15 protein-coding genes are annotated in these 16082 nt (G+C 72.1%); 9 read left to right on the forward strand and 6 right to left on the reverse strand.

The window, feature by feature from the left end; translation table 11 throughout:
* Positions 1-86 precede the first annotated feature (86 nt).
* From ABD308_RS02530 to ABD308_RS02545, 4 genes are read left to right on the forward strand one after another with little or no spacing between them, the layout of a single operon-like run.
* A complete protein-coding gene (locus tag ABD308_RS02530) occupies positions 87-539 on the forward strand; it encodes a roadblock/LC7 domain-containing protein (protein WP_344324807.1) in 453 nt (150 codons plus the stop codon).
* Positions 536-898, forward strand: a complete 363-nt coding sequence (locus ABD308_RS02535; RefSeq protein ID WP_344324810.1) for a DUF742 domain-containing protein — start codon at positions 536-538, stop codon at positions 896-898. Before ABD308_RS02530 ends, ABD308_RS02535 begins: the two co-directional genes overlap by 4 nt.
* Positions 876-1517, forward strand: coding sequence for a GTP-binding protein (locus ABD308_RS02540; RefSeq protein ID WP_425554673.1), 642 nt, complete (start codon positions 876-878; stop codon positions 1515-1517). The genes ABD308_RS02535 and ABD308_RS02540 overlap by 23 nt, the downstream gene beginning before the upstream one ends.
* Positions 1514-2728, forward strand: coding sequence for a cytochrome P450 family protein (locus tag ABD308_RS02545; protein WP_344324813.1), 1215 nt, complete (start codon positions 1514-1516; stop codon positions 2726-2728). The genes ABD308_RS02540 and ABD308_RS02545 overlap by 4 nt, the downstream gene beginning before the upstream one ends.
* Before the next feature lie 52 nt (positions 2729-2780).
* Here the strand turns inward: ABD308_RS02545 and msrB are convergent, their stop codons facing one another.
* The 4 genes from msrB to ABD308_RS02565 form a co-directional block, all read right to left on the reverse strand.
* Positions 2781-3185, reverse strand: a complete 405-nt coding sequence (gene msrB / locus ABD308_RS02550; RefSeq protein WP_344324816.1) for a peptide-methionine (R)-S-oxide reductase MsrB — start codon at positions 3183-3185, stop codon at positions 2781-2783.
* Between the two features lie 21 nt (positions 3186-3206).
* A complete protein-coding gene (murC, locus tag ABD308_RS02555) occupies positions 3207-4589 on the reverse strand; it encodes a UDP-N-acetylmuramate--L-alanine ligase (protein ID WP_344324957.1) in 1383 nt (460 codons plus the stop codon).
* A 123-nt stretch (positions 4590-4712) separates the two neighbouring features.
* On the reverse strand, positions 4713-5174 hold the full coding sequence (locus tag ABD308_RS02560) for an indole-3-glycerol phosphate synthase (protein ID WP_344324819.1): 462 nt from the start codon (positions 5172-5174) through the stop codon (positions 4713-4715).
* A gap of 141 nt (positions 5175-5315) precedes the next feature.
* Positions 5316-6083 carry a pyrimidine reductase family protein gene (locus ABD308_RS02565; protein ID WP_344324822.1) on the reverse strand — a complete coding sequence of 256 codons (768 nt, stop codon included), beginning with the start codon at positions 6081-6083 and terminating at the stop codon, positions 5316-5318.
* Between ABD308_RS02565 and zapE the strand changes: the two genes are divergently transcribed.
* From zapE to ABD308_RS02585, 4 genes are all read left to right on the forward strand, one after another.
* Positions 6082-7203 (forward strand): cell division protein ZapE, encoded by a 1122-nt coding sequence (gene zapE / locus ABD308_RS02570; RefSeq protein ID WP_425554674.1) that lies wholly within the window; start codon positions 6082-6084, stop codon positions 7201-7203. The genes ABD308_RS02565 and zapE overlap by 2 nt on opposite strands.
* Positions 7204-7251: 48 nt before the next feature.
* Complete coding sequence (gene uvrB / locus ABD308_RS02575) at positions 7252-9351, forward strand: excinuclease ABC subunit UvrB (RefSeq protein ID WP_344324827.1); 2100 nt, start codon at positions 7252-7254, stop codon at positions 9349-9351.
* A gap of 250 nt (positions 9352-9601) precedes the next feature.
* On the forward strand, positions 9602-10183 hold the full coding sequence (locus ABD308_RS02580) for a TerD family protein (RefSeq protein WP_344324830.1): 582 nt from the start codon (positions 9602-9604) through the stop codon (positions 10181-10183).
* A 227-nt stretch (positions 10184-10410) separates the two neighbouring features.
* A complete protein-coding gene (locus ABD308_RS02585; RefSeq protein WP_344324833.1) occupies positions 10411-11394 on the forward strand; it encodes a TerC family protein in 984 nt (327 codons plus the stop codon).
* A gap of 78 nt (positions 11395-11472) precedes the next feature.
* Here the strand turns inward: ABD308_RS02585 and ABD308_RS02590 are convergent, their stop codons facing one another.
* Both ABD308_RS02590 and ABD308_RS02595 read right to left on the reverse strand, forming a co-directional pair.
* A complete protein-coding gene (locus ABD308_RS02590) occupies positions 11473-12126 on the reverse strand; it encodes an MBL fold metallo-hydrolase (RefSeq protein ID WP_344324836.1) in 654 nt (217 codons plus the stop codon).
* A 48-nt stretch (positions 12127-12174) separates the two neighbouring features.
* Entirely contained in the window at positions 12175-12909 is a 735-nt protein-coding gene (locus ABD308_RS02595; RefSeq protein WP_344324839.1) for a maleylpyruvate isomerase family mycothiol-dependent enzyme, read from the reverse strand.
* A gap of 282 nt (positions 12910-13191) precedes the next feature.
* On the opposite strand from ABD308_RS02595, the gene uvrA reads away from it, so the two are divergent.
* Positions 13192-16082, forward strand: a 2891-nt coding sequence (gene uvrA / locus ABD308_RS02600; protein WP_344324842.1) for an excinuclease ABC subunit UvrA, incomplete at its 3' end; no start/stop codon positions are given.

The following is a 16082-nucleotide window of genomic DNA, read 5'->3' on the forward strand; positions in this document are numbered from 1 at the left end:
CCCCGCCCCGACGCCGCCCACACCGGCGCCGGCCCCGCGGACGCGTCCGGCCGCCGCACCACCCAGACCCCCTGAGGAGCCGCGCCGTGAGCAGCACGCCCAGCCCCACCCGCACCACGCCCAGCCCGTCCGAGACCGACGGCATCGCCTGGGTGCTGACCCCGCTCCTGGAGCTCCCCGGCGTCGTGCACGCGGTGGTCGCCACCGGCGACGGCCTGGTCGAGGCCGCCTCCGACGGCCTGGCCCGCGCCTCCGCCGAGCGGGTCGCCGCGATGACCGCCACCGTGCACGCCGCCGCCCGGGCGTTCACCACCGCCTTCACCGACGCCGAGCAGCCCCGGCTGGCCCAGACCGTGGTCGAGTCCGAGCTCGGCTTCGCCGTCGTCGTCCCGGCCGGCGAGAACACCTCGCTCGCGGTGTTCACCACCCCCGACGCCCAACTCGGCAACGTCGCCTACCAGATGCAGGTCCAGGTGGCCGCCCTGGGTCGGGCGCTGGCGAGCCCGGCCAGGCGGCAGGACGCCCCCGCGCGGTCATGACCCCCACCCCCCGCAGGCGAATGGTGCCCGCCTACCTGGCCACCGGCGGCCGGACCCGCCCGGGCGGCGACGGCTTCGAACGGCTCACCGTGCTGTTCGCGACCGGCGCCGAGCAGCCCTCGGCGCTCGCGGAGCTGGAGGCGGAGCACCGGCGGCTCTGGGACCTCTTACGACCCGGCGCGCTCACCGTGGTGGAGGCGGCCGCGCACCTGCGGCTGCCGGTCAGCGCCACGGTCTTCCTCGCGGCCGATCTGGTCGAGGCGGGCTGCCTGCACGCCCGCGCGCCGATCCCCCGCGCCCAGCAGACCGACCGCTCCCTCGTCGAGAGGCTCCTCGTTGGACTCCGCACTCTCCGGTAACCCGCCCGGTCCGGGGCGGCCGGACCGGGTGGGCTACCTGCCCGACCCCGAACAGACCCTGATGAAGCTGGTGGTCGCGGGCCCCTTCGGCGTCGGCAAGACCACCTTCATCCGCACCCTCTCGGAGATCCCGACCCTGCACACCGAGGAGGCGATGACCGAGACCGGCGCCCCCGTCGACGACGTCGCCGGCCTGCCCGGCAAGACCACCACCACGGTCGCGGTCGACTTCGGCCGGCTCACCCTCCCCGGCGAGCTGGTGCTCTACATGTTCGGCACCCCCGGCCAGCGGCGGTTCTTCCCGCTCTGGCAGGACATCGCGCGCGGCGCCATCGGCGCCCTGGTCCTGGCGGACACCCGCCGGCTCGCCGACTCCTTCGAGATCATGGACATGGTCGAGGAGCAGGGGCTGCCCTACGCGGTCGCCGTCAACCGCTTCCCCGACTCGCCGGTCCACCCGGCCCCGGTGCTGCGCAGCCACCTCGACCTGCACGCGAGCACCCCGCTGGTGCTCTGCGACGCCCGCGAGCGCGGCTCCAGCCTGGACGCCCTGATCGCGCTCACCGAGCACGTCCTGCACGGCCTGCCCGCCTCCGCCCCGGCCCCGGAGCAGCCATGACCACCCCTTCCGCGCACCCCCCGGCCGCCCTGCACGGCCCGGCCTTCGCCGCCGACCCGCAGGCCGTCTACGAGCGGCTGCGCCGCCAGGGCCCGGTCGCCGAGGTGGAGATCGCACCCGGCGTCGCGGCCCTGCTGGTGACCGACTACCAGGCCGCCCTCGACCTGCTGCGCGACACCGACACCTTCTCCAAGGACTCCCGCGCCTGGCAGCGGACCGTCCCGCCGGACTCCCCGCTGCTGCCGGTGCTCGGCTACCGGCCGACCGCGCTGTTCAGCGACGGCGCGACGCACGCCCGCTACCGGCAGGTGATCACCGACGGCCTGGCGCTGCTGGAACCGCACCAGCTGCAGCGCCGGGTCGCCGAGGTCGCCCACCGGCTGATCGACGCCTTCGGGCAGGCCGGCACCGCCGACCTCATCGCCGACTACGCCCGCCGGCTGCCCGTCCACGTGCTCACCACCGGGTTCGGCGTGCCCGACGAGCACCGGGAGCGGCTGGTGGCCGGCATCATCGGCTCGATCGAGTCCACCCGGCAGGCGGTCGCCGCGTACACGGACCTCGTCGAGGTGGTCACCGGGATGGTCGCCGAGCGCCGCGAACGGCCCCGGCACGACCTGACCTCCTGGTTCCTCACCCACCCGGCGGGGCTGGACAACGACGAGGTGGTCCGGCAGATCACCCTCACCATGATCGCCGGCAACGAGCCGACCACCAACCTCATCGGCAACGCCCTGCTGCGCCTGCTCACCGACGCCCGCTACGCCGGCTCGCTGTTCGGCGGCGCGATGACGGCGCACCAGGCGATCGACGAGGTGCTCTGGCACGAGCCGCCGCTGGCCAACCTCTCCGCCCACTACCCGCGCGTCGACGTCACCTTCCACGGCCGCGCGATCCCGGCCGGCTCGCTGGTCCTGGTCTCCTACGCGGCCGCCAACTCCCAGGCCGCCCCGCCGGCCGCCGCCGACACCGTGGACACCGCCGGGCTGCGCGGCGGCGAGTCCGCCCACCTGGCCTGGGCGGCCGGCCCGCACGCCTGCCCGGCCCGCGACCCGGCCCTGCTGATCGCGATCACCGCGATCGAGCAGCTGACCAGCCGGATCGGCGACCTCGCCCTCGCCGAACCCGCCGAGGCCCTGCACTGGCGCCCCGGCCCCTTCCACCGCGCCCTGGTCCGCCTCCCGGTCCACTTCACCCCGGTCGGCGGATGACACGACGAGGCCCGGACACCCTCGGGGTGCCCGGGCCTCGCCGTACCGCGCGCTACTCCGCCGGCTTCAGCGTGAGCGAGACCGAGTTGATGCAGTACCGCTGGTCGGTCGGCGTGCCGTAGCCCTCGCCCTCGAAGACGTGGCCGAGGTGCCCGCCGCAGCGGGCGCAGCGGACCTCGACCCGGCGCATGCCGAGCGAGGTGTCCTCGATGTACTGGACGCGGTCCCCGGCGAGCGGCGCGTAGTAGGACGGCCAGCCGCAGTGGCTGTCGAACTTGGTCTCCGAGCTGAACAGCTCGGCGCCGCAGGCCCGGCAGCCGTAGACGCCGACGGTCCTGGTATCGGTGTACTCGCCGGTGAACGGGCGCTCGGTGCCGGCCTCCCGGAGGACGTGGTACTCCTCCGGGGTGAGCTGGGCGCGCCACTCGGCGTCGGTCTTCTCGATCTCGTAGCTCATGACGGCTCCACGTCGGGGGACTCAGACGTTGGTGGCAACGTTCGCGAGGTGCTCCAGGATTTCCTCACCGAGGTTGGTGACGTCGCCCGCGCCCATGGTGAGCAGCAGGTCGCCCGGGCGGGCCAGGCCGGCCAGCACCGCGGGGGCGGCGGCGAAGTCGTGCTCGGCGGTGACCTCGGCGCCGGCCCGGCGGGCCGCGTCGATGATCAGCTCGCTGGTGACGCCGGGGACCGGGTCCTCGCGGGCCGGGTAGATGTCGAGCACCACGGAGGCGTCGGCCAGCGCCAGCGCGGCGCCCATCTCCTCGGCGAGCTGCTGGGTGCGGCTGAACAGGTGGGGCTGGAAGACCACCAGGACGCGGCCGGTGGTGGCCTCCCGGATCGCCTCCAGGTCGGCGGTCATCTCGGTCGGGTGGTGGGCGTAGGAGTCGATCACCTGGACGCCGCCCGCCTCGCCCTTGAGCTGGAGCCGGCGGCGCACGCCGGTGTAGGCGCCGAGCGCCTTGGCCAGGTCGGCGGCCGGGACGCCCAGCGCGACGCCGGCGGCCAGCGCGGCGACCGCGTTGTGGGCGTAGTGCCGGCCGGGCACCGAGACGGTGAAGGTCAGCTCGGCGCCGTCCAGCAGCACGGTGACCTCGCTGGTCATGCCGTGCGCGACGACCGACAGCACGCGCAGGCCGGCGTCCTCGGCGGCGCCGACGGTGACCACGTTCAGGTCCGCGCGGCCGGCCACCCGGGAGGTCAGCTCGCGGGCGCCGTCGTGGTCGGCGGAGACGACCAGGGTGCCGCCGGGCACGATCCGGCCGACGAAGGTCTCGAAGGACTCGTGGATCTCGTCGATCGAGGCGTAGTTGGCGTGGTGGTCCAGCTCCACGTTGAGCACGATCGCCACCTCGGGCGCGTACTTGTGGAAGCTGCGGTCGCTCTCGTCGGCCTCGGCGACGAAGATCTCGCCGGTGCCGTGCCGGGCGTTGGAGCCGGGCGCGTCGAGGTCGCCGCCGATCGCGTAGGACGGGTCCAGGCCCAGCTCGCCGAGGGCGACGGCGAGCATGCTGGTGGTGGTGGTCTTGCCGTGGGTGCCGGCCACGGCCAGCGCCCGGCGTCCGCCCATCAGCGCGGCCAGCGCGTCGGAGCGGTGCACGACCGGGATGCCGCGCTCGCGGGCGGCGGCCAGCTCCGGGTTGTCGGCGCGGATGGCGCTGGAGACGACGATGCTGCTCGCGCCGTCCGGCACGTTCTCGGCGGCGTGCCCGATGTGCACGCCGGCACCGAGGGCGCGCAGCGCGCGGACGGTCTCGGACTCCTTGGCGTCGCTGCCGGAGACGCTGGCCCCGCGGACCGCGAGGATCTTCGCCAGACCGGACATCCCGGCGCCGCCGATGCCGATGAAGTGCGGGGCGTGCAGGTCGTGCGCGGCGTCGTTCAAAGCGGGGCTCCGTACGGGCGGGGATCAGGGGAGGGCGGACGACGTGCGAATCGTCCTCGCGGCCGGACCGCAAGGACGATTCTGCACCACGTCGGGGCCGCGTCAGGAGTCGCTGGCGAACAGCCGCAGCACCGGGACGCCCACCTTGTGGCGGGCCTGGGAGGCCCAGTCGCGGTGGAAGAACTCCTCCACGAAGTGCGGGGAGGTGAGCACCACCACCTCGTCGGCCTGGTGCTCCTCCACCACGGCGCGCAGCCGGTCCAGCGGCTTGTCCTCGACCAGCTCGCCGACCGCCTCGGCACCGGCCTCGCGCAGGTGGCGCAGGCTGTGCTCCAGCGACTCGGTGGCCACCGTCGGCGCGCTCTCCGACTCGTCGTGCTCGTGCACCACCTTGTCCAGGTGGCCGAGGGCGACGTCGTCGAGCGCCCGCAGCAGCTCGTCCTGCCTGCCGCGCGGCTGCATCAGGACGACGAAGGACACCTTCTCCTCGCTGTGGAGCGTCGTGACCAGCGCCACGTCGTCGTCGGAGAGCGCCTTTTCGATCATCAGTACCGTCTTGAACACGTGAGTCCCTTCCAGTCGCCGGCCCCCGGGCTCCGGCTTCGCATCCCATACTGCCCGGCGGAAGCTTTCCGCACGCTCCCCACCCGGCACACGGGCCACGCGGAGGAGGTCCCAACTGGGACCGGGATCACGATCCGGAGGTCATGAGACGGTCGGACGCAGGTAGCGGGTAAAGAGGAATCCTTTCTGCTCGATCAATGAGACCAGCCGCATCCGCTGCACGTCCGGCATTCGCGCGTCGTGCAGGATGCGCGGCGCGTCGCCGCCGGTGAGCAGCGGCGCCAGCGAGAGGCACAGCTCGTCCAGCAGGTCCTCGGCGGCCAGCTGCCCCAGCAGCCGGGGCCCGCCCTCGGTCAGCATCCGCGTCCAGCCCCGTTCGGCCAGCGCCGCGACCGCCGCCCGCAGGTCCACCGCGCCCCGGCCGACCGCGATCACGTCGGCCACCTCGGTCACCGCCGCCAGGCTGCGCACCGGCGCGTCCTCGGTGGTGATCACCACGGTGCGCACCAGCGGCTCGGTGAACAGCGGGGCCGCGAGGTCCAGCCCGAGCGAGCGGCTGACGATGGCGATCGCCGGGGCCGGCGCCTGCCCGGCGGCCCGGCGCGCCTCGGCGAAGTCGGCCCGCGCCCGGGCCGGCCGGTACCCCTCCGCCCGCACCGTCTCGGCACCCACCAGCACCACGTCCGACAGGGCCCGCAGCACCCCGAAGATCCGCTTGTCGGCGTCGCCGGAGAGCCCCTCGGAGAGCCCGTCCAGCCGGGCCCCGCCGTCCAGCCCCGCCACCATGTTGGCGCGCAGCCAGGGACGCCCCCGGTTCACCTGCTCGGGGTACGCGTAGACGGCGGCGAGCGCCTCCAGCGAGCCCGGATCGTCGGGGGTCTCCAGCAAGGGGCTGATCAGCTGTCGCATGCCCCCAGTGTTCCACCGGGTGCGGGTCCCTGGCCCGACCCGGCCGGGCGTACCCTTGTGGACCGTGCCCGCAGCTTCCCGCCCCGCCACCGCGACCGAGCCGATAGCCCTCGCCTCCCGGCGTCCCGTCGTCCCCGCCGAGCGCCTGGTCGCCGAGATGGTGCCGCCGCCGCGCTTCTCCGACGTGAGCTTCGGGACGTACATCCCGGACCAGGCCCAGCCCAGCCAGTACGAGGCCGTGCAGGTCCTGGAGCAGTTCGCCGGCACGCTCAGCAGCGGAAACGGTTCCGCCCCCAAGCGCGGCTGGTTCCGCCGCACCGCCCCGGCCCCGGCCGGCCCGGCCGGTGTCTACCTGGACGGCGGCTACGGCGTCGGCAAGACCCACCTGCTCGCCTCGCTCTGGCACGCCGCCCCCGGACCCAAGGCCTTCGGCACCTTCGTCGAGCTGACCAACCTGGTCGGCGCGCTCGGCTTCCAGCAGGCCGTGCGGACCCTGTCCGGGCACACCCTGCTGTGCATCGACGAGTTCGAGCTCGACGACCCGGGCGACACCGTCCTGGTCTCCACCCTGCTCGGCCGCCTGGTGGAGAACGGCGTCAAGCTCTGCGCCACCTCCAACACCCTGCCCGAGAAGCTCGGCGAGGGCCGCTTCGCCGCCGCCGACTTCCTGCGCGAGATCCAGGGCCTGTCCGCGCACTTCCGCCCGATGCGGATCGACGGCCAGGACTACCGTCACCGCGGCCTGCCGGACGCCCCGCCGCCCCGCCCGGCCGCCGAGGTCGACGCCGTCGCCGCCCGCACCCCGGGCGCCTCCCTCGACGACTTCGACGCCCTCCTCGCCCACCTCTCCGCCGTCCACCCCAGCCGCTACGGCGCCCTGCTGGACGACGTCACCGCCGTCTGCCTGCGCGGCGTGCGCCAGGTCGACGACCAGTCCACCGCCCTGCGCCTGGTCGTCCTCGCCGACCGCATGTACGACCGCGAACTCCCCGTCACCGCCTCCGGCCTCCCCTTCGACCAGGTCTTCCCCGAGGAGATGCTCCGCGGCGGCTACCGCAAGAAGTACCTGCGCGCCATCTCCCGCCTCGTCGCCCTCGCCCGCGACAGCGCCAGGAACTGAGCGGGCGGACCGGCCTCGGTTGTCGGTGGTGGGTCGTACGGTGGAGGCGTGCGACCCATCACGAGTATTGAGCGGTCAGTGGCGCCCTTCGAGGTCGTCAGTCCCTACCAGCCCAACGGCGACCAGCCGGCGGCGATCGCGGAGCTGGAGCGGCGGATCCGGGGCGGGGAGAAGGACGTCGTCCTGCTCGGCGCCACCGGTACCGGCAAGTCGGCCACCACGGCCTGGATGATCGAGAAGCTGCAGCGGCCCACCCTGGTGATGGCGCCGAACAAGACGCTGGCCGCGCAGCTGGCGAACGAGTTCCGCGAGCTGCTGCCGAACAACGCGGTCGAGTACTTCGTCTCGTACTACGACTACTACCAGCCCGAGGCGTACGTCCCGCAGACGGACACCTACATCGAGAAGGACTCCTCGATCAACGAGGAGGTCGAGCGGCTGCGCCACTCCGCGACCAACTCGCTGCTCACCCGCCGGGACGTGATCGTGGTCGCGTCCGTCTCCTGCATCTACGGCCTCGGCACGCCGCAGGAGTACGTGGACCGGATGGTGCGGCTGAAGGTCGGGGAGGAGATCGACCGGGACGTCCTGCTCCGGCGCTTCGTCGACATCCAGTACACCCGCAACGACCTCGCCTTCACCCGCGGCACCTTCCGGGTGCGCGGCGACACCATCGAGATCTTCCCGGTCTACGAGGAGCTCGCGGTCCGGATCGAGATGTTCGGCGACGAGATCGAGGCGCTGTACACGCTGCACCCGCTCACCGGCGAGATCATCAGCCAGGACGACTCGGTGTACGTCTTCCCGGCCTCGCACTACGTCGCGGGCCCGGAGCGGATGGAGCGCGCGGTCAACGGCATCGAGAAGGAGCTGGAGGAGACCCTCGCCCGGATGGAGAAGCAGGGCAAGCTGCTGGAGGCCCAGCGGCTGCGCATGCGCACCACCTACGACCTGGAGATGCTCCGGCAGATCGGCACCTGCTCCGGCGTGGAGAACTACTCCATGCACTTCGACGGCCGCGAGCCCGGCTCCGCGCCGAACACCCTGCTGGACTACTTCCCGGAGGACTTCCTCCTGGTCATCGACGAGTCGCACGTCACCGTCCCGCAGATCGGCGCGATGTACGAGGGCGACGCCTCGCGCAAGCGCACCCTGGTCGAGCACGGCTTCCGGCTGCCGTCCGCGATGGACAACCGCCCGCTGAAGTGGGAGGAGTTCCTGGGGCGGATCGGCCAGACCGTCTACCTGTCGGCGACCCCGGGCGCGTACGAGCTGTCGCGCGGCGACGGCCAGGTCGAGCAGATCATCCGCCCGACCGGCCTGATCGACCCCGAGGTGATCGTCAAGCCGACCGAAGGCCAGATCGACGACCTGGTGCACGAGGTCCGCAAGCGGGTGGAGAAGGACGAGCGCGTCCTGGTCACCACGCTCACCAAGAAGATGGCCGAGGACCTCACCGACTACATGCTCGGCCTGGACATCCGGGTGCGGTACCTGCACAGCGACATCGACACGCTGCGCCGCGTCGAGCTACTGCGCGAGCTGCGGGCGGGCGAGTACGACGTGCTGGTCGGCATCAACCTGCTCCGCGAGGGCCTGGACCTCCCCGAGGTCTCCCTGGTGGCGATCCTGGACGCGGACAAGGAGGGCTTCCTGCGCTCCGGCACCTCGCTGATCCAGACCATCGGCCGCGCCGCGCGCAACGTCTCCGGGCAGGTCCACATGTACGCGGACCGGATCACCCCGTCGATGGAGAAGGCCATCGAGGAGACCAACCGCCGCCGGGAGGTGCAGCAGGCGTACAACAAGAAGCACGGGATCGACCCGCAGCCGCTGCGCAAGAAGATCGGCGACATCCTGGACACCCTGGCCCGGGAGGACGTGGACACCGGCGAGCTGCTGTCCAGCGGCTACCGGGGCGCGGGCGGCGCGAAGGGCGCCAAGGCCCCGGTGCCGGCGCTCGGCGCCGAGCGCAAGCCGGCGAAGTCGCTGCCGGCGGCCGAGCTGGCCGAGCTGATCCAGTCGATGACGGACCGGATGCACGCCGCCGCGGTGGACCTCCAGTTCGAGGTGGCGGCCCGGCTGCGCGACGAGGTCAAGGAGCTGAAGAAGGAGCTGCGGCAGATGCGCGAGGCCGGTATCGCGTAGCCGGCCCCGCACAGCCGCCCGCCGGGCTTGGCCGGTTCCGTTCCCGGCCGAGCCCGGCGGTGTCTCAGCCCTGCCGCGAAGGGGTACAGGGCGGACAGCGCGTTCGACCGCAGGGCCTAGGCTTTCCTGCGGGGCCGCTCCGGGACAGGGCGGCCGGAAGAGGGGGCCTCAGCCGGGGGACGGCAACGGGGTGTTCCACCGTGGAGCCGGCGCGGGGTTCCCGCACGGCCGGGCAGAGAGGACATGCGCCGTGTCGGTGAACCTTGCCAAGGGCCAGCGGGTCAGTCTGCAGAAGGGGCCGGGGGAGACGCTGACCGTGGTCCGGATGGGCCTCGGCTGGCGGGCGGCGCCCCGGCGGGGCCTGTTCGGCAGCCGGACCAGGCAGATCGACCTGGACGCCTCGGCGCTGCTGTACGCCGACCGGACCCCCTCCGACGTGGTGTTCTTCCAGCACCTGGAGAGCTCCGACGGCTCGGTCCGGCACACCGGGGACAACCTGGTCGGCGGCGCGGGGGCGGGGGAGGACGACGAGTCGATCCTGGTGGACCTGGCGCACGTGCCGCCGCAGATCACCCAGGTGGTGTTCACGGTCAGCTCGTACACCGGCCAGACCTTCGCCGAGGTGCAGAACGCGCACTGCCGGCTGGTGGACGAGTCGACCGGGCTGGAGCTGGCCCGCTACGAGCTGACCGGCGGCGGCCCGCACACCGGCCAGATCATGGCGAAGGTGTTCCGGGACGGCGACGGCGGCTGGGAGATGCAGGCGATCGGCGCCCCGGCCAAGGGCCGGACCTTCCAGGACCTGCTGCCGGCCATCGAGCCGTTCCTCTGACGCCGCGATCTGACGGGTCTTTACCTTCTTTACCTTTGTTTGGGAATGCTGTTACCCTTCTTGCAGCGGAGGGGAGTATTCCCACGCAGCCGTCCCCGTCATCACGGGCACCCGTCGCGGTGCCCCGGGGCGCTGGTCCGCGGACGCGCCCTCGCGCGCGTCCGACGGGCGGAAGAGACCTCCGGCAGTGACGATGACTGTCTCGCCTACCTGCCGGAGGAGCAGTAGTGGACGTTTCCGTAAGCCTCTGGGTCGGCACCATCGTGGTGCTGTTGGCCCTGATCACCGCCGATTTCTTCATCGGCGGCCGCAAGCCGCACGAGGTGTCGATCAAGGAAGCCGGCATCTGGACCACGGTCTGGGTCGTGCTGGCCGTGATCTTCGGCGGTTTCCTCTGGTGGCACTCCGGCGCGACGCCGGCCGGTGAGTTCTTCGCCGGCTACATCACCGAGAAGTCGCTCAGCGTCGACAACCTCTTCGTGTTCATCCTGATCATGGGCAAGTTCGCGGTGCCCAGGATCTACCAGCAGCGCGTGCTGATGTTCGGTGTGATCATCGCCCTGGTGCTGCGCGCGATCTTCATCGCCGGCGGCGCCGCGCTGGTCGCCCAGTTCTCCTGGGTCTTCTTCATCTTCGGCGGCTTCCTGATCTGGACCGCGTGGAAGCTGATCAAGGAGGCGCGGGCCGACGAGGAGGAAGAGGAGTTCGAGGAGAACCGCCTCCTCAAGTCGATCGAGAAGCGCTTCCCGTCGACCGACAAGTACCACGGCACCAAGCTCTTCATCCGGCAGAACGGCCGCCGGCTGATGACCCCGATGCTGATCGTCATGCTGGCGATCGGCACCACCGACGTCCTGTTCGCGCTGGACTCGATCCCGGCGATCTTCGGCCTGACCCAGGACCCGTACATCGTCTTCACCGCCAACGCCTTCGCCCTGATGGGCCTGCGCCAGCTGTACTTCCTGATCGGCGGCCTGCTGAAGAAGCTGGTCCACCTCTCGTACGGCTTGTCGGTGATCCTCGGCTTCATCGGCGTGAAGCTGGTCCTGCACGCGCTGCACGAGCAGGGTGTGCACGTCCCGGAGATCGGCATCCCGTTCTCGCTGGGCTTCATCGTGGTCGTCCTCGCCATCACCACCGTGACCAGCCTGATGGCCTCCAAGCGGGCCGCCCTGGCCGAGCCGGACGAGCCGCAGAAGCTGGACGCCTGACGAACGCGCCTCCCCCCGGAGCCGGGCGGGCCCGCGACCGAGCAGTGGTCGCGGGCCCGCCCCGTTCGCGTCCGGGGGCTACCAGCCGCGCTCGCGCCACTCGGACAGGTGCGGGCGCTCGGCGCCGAGGGTGGTGTCGTTGCCGTGGCCGGGGTAGACCCAGGCCTCGTCCGGCAGGGCGTCGAAGATCTTCTCCTCGACGTCCCGGAACAGGCTCTCGAAGGCCTCCTTGTCGCCCCAGGTGTTGCCGACCCCGCCCGGGAAGAGGCAGTCGCCGGTGAACACGTGCGGGTGGCCCTGCGGGTCGTCGTAGACCAGCACGATCGCCCCGGGGGTGTGGCCGACCAGGTGCCGGACGGTCAGCGCGCAGCGGCCCACCGTGAGGGTGTCGCCGTCCGCGAGCGGCAGCGCGGTGGGGACCTCGATGCCCTCCGCGTCGTGCTGGCCGGCCGCGGTGCGCGCCCCGGTGGCGGCGACCACCTCGGCCAGCGCGCCCCAGTGGTCGTGGTGCCGGTGGGTGGTGACCACGGTGGCCAGGCTCTCGCCGACCGTCTCCAGCAGCACCGGGGCGTCCGCCGCCGCGTCGATCAGCAGCTGCTCGTCGGTGTCGCGGCAGCGCAGCAGGTAGGCGTTGTTGTCGTAGGGCCCGACCGCCACCTTGGTGATGATCAGGTGCGCCAGCTCGCGCACGTCCGGCGGTCCGCCGACCTTGACCGCTCCGTGGTACGTCATCGTCCGCTCCTCGTCCGGCTACAGGGGATCAGGATCATCCTCGCGCCGTCAGCCCAGCGGGGGAAGCGGGGGCAGCGCGGTGTCGGGGGTGCGGCGCAGGCCGTCGCCGCCGGCGCGGCCGGAGAGCCAGGCGAGCAGGGCGCGGACGGGGCCCTCGACGGTCAGGGCGGGGGCGCCGGTGCCGATCACGGCGCGCTCGGCGGTGTCCTCGGCGAGCAGCTCGACGGCGGGCAGGTCGGCGCCGGCCAGCTTGCCGGCGAGGCGGCGGAACTCGGCGGAGGCGAACTCGGCCGGCCAGTGCGCGGGCGTGTAGCCGGCGTCCAGGTCGACGTGGTGGTACTCGACTTCCGCCAGGCGCCTCCCGGGGATGTCGGAGGCCGGGAAGACCGCGCCGCTGCGGTGCCGGACCTCGGCGGCCCAGGCCTCGGCGGGCAGCCGGGCGGCGGCCGCGGCGAAGCGCTCGCCGGTGGCCCGCAGGTCGGCCAGCTGGACGTCCACCGGGCGGGGCGCGCCCTCCTCGATGCCCTGGTCGCGGGCCTCCTCGCTGGTGTACTGCGGGATGTCGGTGCCGGTGCGGGCGCCGTCCAGCAGGTTGACCAGGGAGTCGGCGTTGCGGGCGAGGTGGGCGAGGACGTGGCCGCGGCTCCAGCCGGGCAGCGCGGAGGGCTCGGCGACGGCGTCGGGCTTGAGCTCGGCGACGGTGTGCAGCAGGTGCAGGGTGGCCTCCTCGACCAGGGCGAGGTGGTGCGCGGCGCGTTCGGCGGCGGACTGCGGGTCGGTCATCTCGGATCGGCCTTCCATCGGGGACGGCGCGTTGCCCGCACGGGGCTCCGCTCGTTGAAGGGGTGACACGGGGGACGACGCTACCCGCGTTTCCCGCCGCTGAGCAGGGGCTTCGCGGACCGTGTGTCAAGACTCCGCAGGCCGCCCTCACTCGTTCGGGTGGACCCGGCTGGACATGGTCGTTAATCGAACGCGTGAGCTAGTAGGCTGGCTGCCGCATCCTGGAAGAAGTACACCTTTCGAATCCCAGCCCTCTCGCCCCGGAGAAAGGCGCCAGAAGCAGTGGCCGACCGCCTCATCGTCCGCGGTGCTCGCGAGCACAACCTCAAGAACGTCTCGCTCGACCTGCCCCGCGACTCCCTCATCGTCTTCACGGGCCTCTCCGGCTCCGGCAAGTCCTCGCTCGCCTTCGACACCATCTTCGCCGAGGGCCAGCGCCGCTACGTCGAGTCGCTGTCGTCCTACGCCCGCCAGTTCCTCGGCCAGATGGACAAGCCCGACGTCGACTTCATCGAGGGCCTCTCCCCGGCCGTCTCGATCGACCAGAAGTCCACCAACCGCAACCCGCGGTCGACCGTCGGCACCATCACCGAGGTCTACGACTACCTCCGCCTGCTGTTCGCCCGGATCGGCAAGCCGCACTGCCCGCACTGCGGCCGCCCGATCGCCAAGCAGTCCCCGCAGGCCATCGTCGACAAGGTGCTCGAACTCGCCGAGGGCACCCGTTTCCAGGTCCTCAGCCCGGTGGTCCGCGAACGCAAGGGCGAGTTCGTCGACCTCTTCGCCGACCTCCAGTCCAAGGGCTACGCCCGCGCCCGGGTGGACGGCGAGACGGTCCAGCTCGCCGAGCCGCCCAAGCTCAAGAAGCAGGAGAAGCACACCGTCGAGGTGGTGATCGACCGCCTCACCGTCAAGGAGAGCGCCAAGCGCCGCCTGACCGACTCGGTGGAGACCGCCCTGCGGCTGAGCGGCGGCATGGTGGTGCTCGACTTCGTCGACCTCCCCGAGGACGACCCCGAGCGCGAGCGGATGTACTCCGAGCACCTCTACTGCCCCTACGACGACGTGTCGTTCGAGGAGCTGGAGCCCCGCTCGTTCTCGTTCAACTCGCCGTTCGGCGCCTGCCCGGACTGCTCCGGCCTCGGCAACCGGATGGAGGTGGACCCGGAGCTGGTGGTGCCCGACGAGGAGCGCTCGCTGGACGAGGGCGCCATCCACCCGTGGTCCGGCGGCCACACCAAGGAGTACTTCCAGCGGCTGATCGACGCCCTGGCCGGGGAGCTGGGCTTCCGCACCGACATCCCCTGGGCCGGGCTGCCGGCCCGCGCCAGGAAGGCGCTGCTGTACGGCCACAAGCACCAGGTGCAGGTCCGCTACCGCAACCGGTACGGGCGCGACCGCTCCTACAGCACCGGCTTCGAGGGCGCGGTGCCGTTCATCCAGCGCCGCCACCAGGAGGCCGAGAGCGACTCCAGCCGCGAGCGCTTCGAGGGCTACATGCGCGAGGTGCCCTGCCCCACCTGCCGGGGCACCCGGCTGAAGCCGGTGGTGCTCGCGGTCACCGTCGAGGGCCGGTCGATCGCCGACGTCTCCTCGATGTCGATCAGCGACTGCTCGGACTTCCTCGGCGCGATGAAGCTCAACGCCCGGGACAAGCAGATCGCCGAGCGCGTCCTCAAGGAGGTCAACGAGCGGCTGCGCTTCCTGGTCGACGTCGGCCTGGACTACCTATCGCTCGACCGCGCGGCCGGCACGCTCTCCGGCGGCGAGGCCCAGCGCATCCGGCTCGCCACCCAGATCGGCTCCGGCCTGGTCGGCGTGCTCTACGTGCTCGACGAGCCGTCCATCGGCCTGCACCAGCGCGACAACCACCGGCTGATCGAGACCCTCGTCCGGCTGCGCGACATCGGCAACACGCTGATCGTCGTCGAGCACGACGAGGACACCATCAAGATGGCCGACTGGGTGGTCGACATCGGCCCCGGCGCCGGCGAGCACGGCGGCAAGGTGGTGCACTCCGGCTCGCTGAAGCAGCTGCTCGGCAACAAGGAGTCGCTGACCGGCCAGTACCTCTCCGGCAAGCGCTTCATCCCGATCCCGGACGCCCGCCGCGAGCGGGACCGCAAGCGCCAGCTCACCGTGCACGGCGCCCGCGAGCACAACCTCAAGGACGTCACGGTCGGCTTCCCGCTCGGCACCTTCACCGCGATCACCGGCGTCTCCGGCTCGGGCAAGTCCACCCTGGTCAACGACATCCTCTACACCCACCTCGCCCGGGAGCTGAACGGCGCCCGCACGGTGCCCGGCCGGCACACCCGGATCACCGGCACCGAGCTGGTCGACAAGGTGGTGCACGTCGACCAGTCGCCGATCGGCCGCACCCCGCGCTCCAACCCGGCCACCTACACCGGCGTGTTCGACCACGTCCGGCGGCTCTTCGCGGAGACCCAGGAGGCCAAGGTCCGCGGCTACCTGCCCGGCCGGTTCTCGTTCAACGTCAAGGGCGGCCGCTGCGAGAACTGCTCCGGTGACGGCACCATCAAGATCGAGATGAACTTCCTGCCGGACGTCTACGTGCCGTGCGAGGTCTGCCACGGCGCCCGGTACAACCGGGAGACGCTGGAGGTCCACTACAAGGGCAAGTCCATCGCCGAGGTGCTGGACATGCCGATCGAGGAGGCCCTCGGCTTCTTCGAGGCCGTCCCGGCGATCGCCCGCCACCTGCGGACGCTCAACGACGTCGGCCTCGGCTACGTCCGGCTCGGCCAGTCCGCGCCGACCCTCTCCGGCGGCGAGGCCCAGCGCGTCAAGCTCGCCTCGGAGCTGCAGAAGCGCTCCACCGGCCGGACCGTCTACGTGCTGGACGAGCCCACCACCGGTCTGCACTTCGAGGACATCAGCAAGCTGATCAAGGTGCTCACCGGCCTGGTGGACAAGGGCAACACGGTGATCGTCATCGAGCACAACCTCGACGTCATCAAGACCGCCGACTGGATCGTCGACATGGGCCCCGAGGGCGGCTCCGGCGGCGGCACCGTGGTCGCCGAGGGCACGCCCGAGCAGATCGCCGCCGTGTCGGAGAGCCACACCGGCAAGTTCCTGCGCGACATCCTGCCCGGCGACTTCGCCGACGCCCCGGCCGCCCCGGTCAAGGCGGCGGCCAAGGCGACGGG

It is taken from the genome of Kitasatospora putterlickiae (genome assembly GCF_039527695.1).
Classification (GTDB): domain Bacteria; phylum Actinomycetota; class Actinomycetes; order Streptomycetales; family Streptomycetaceae; genus Kitasatospora; species Kitasatospora putterlickiae.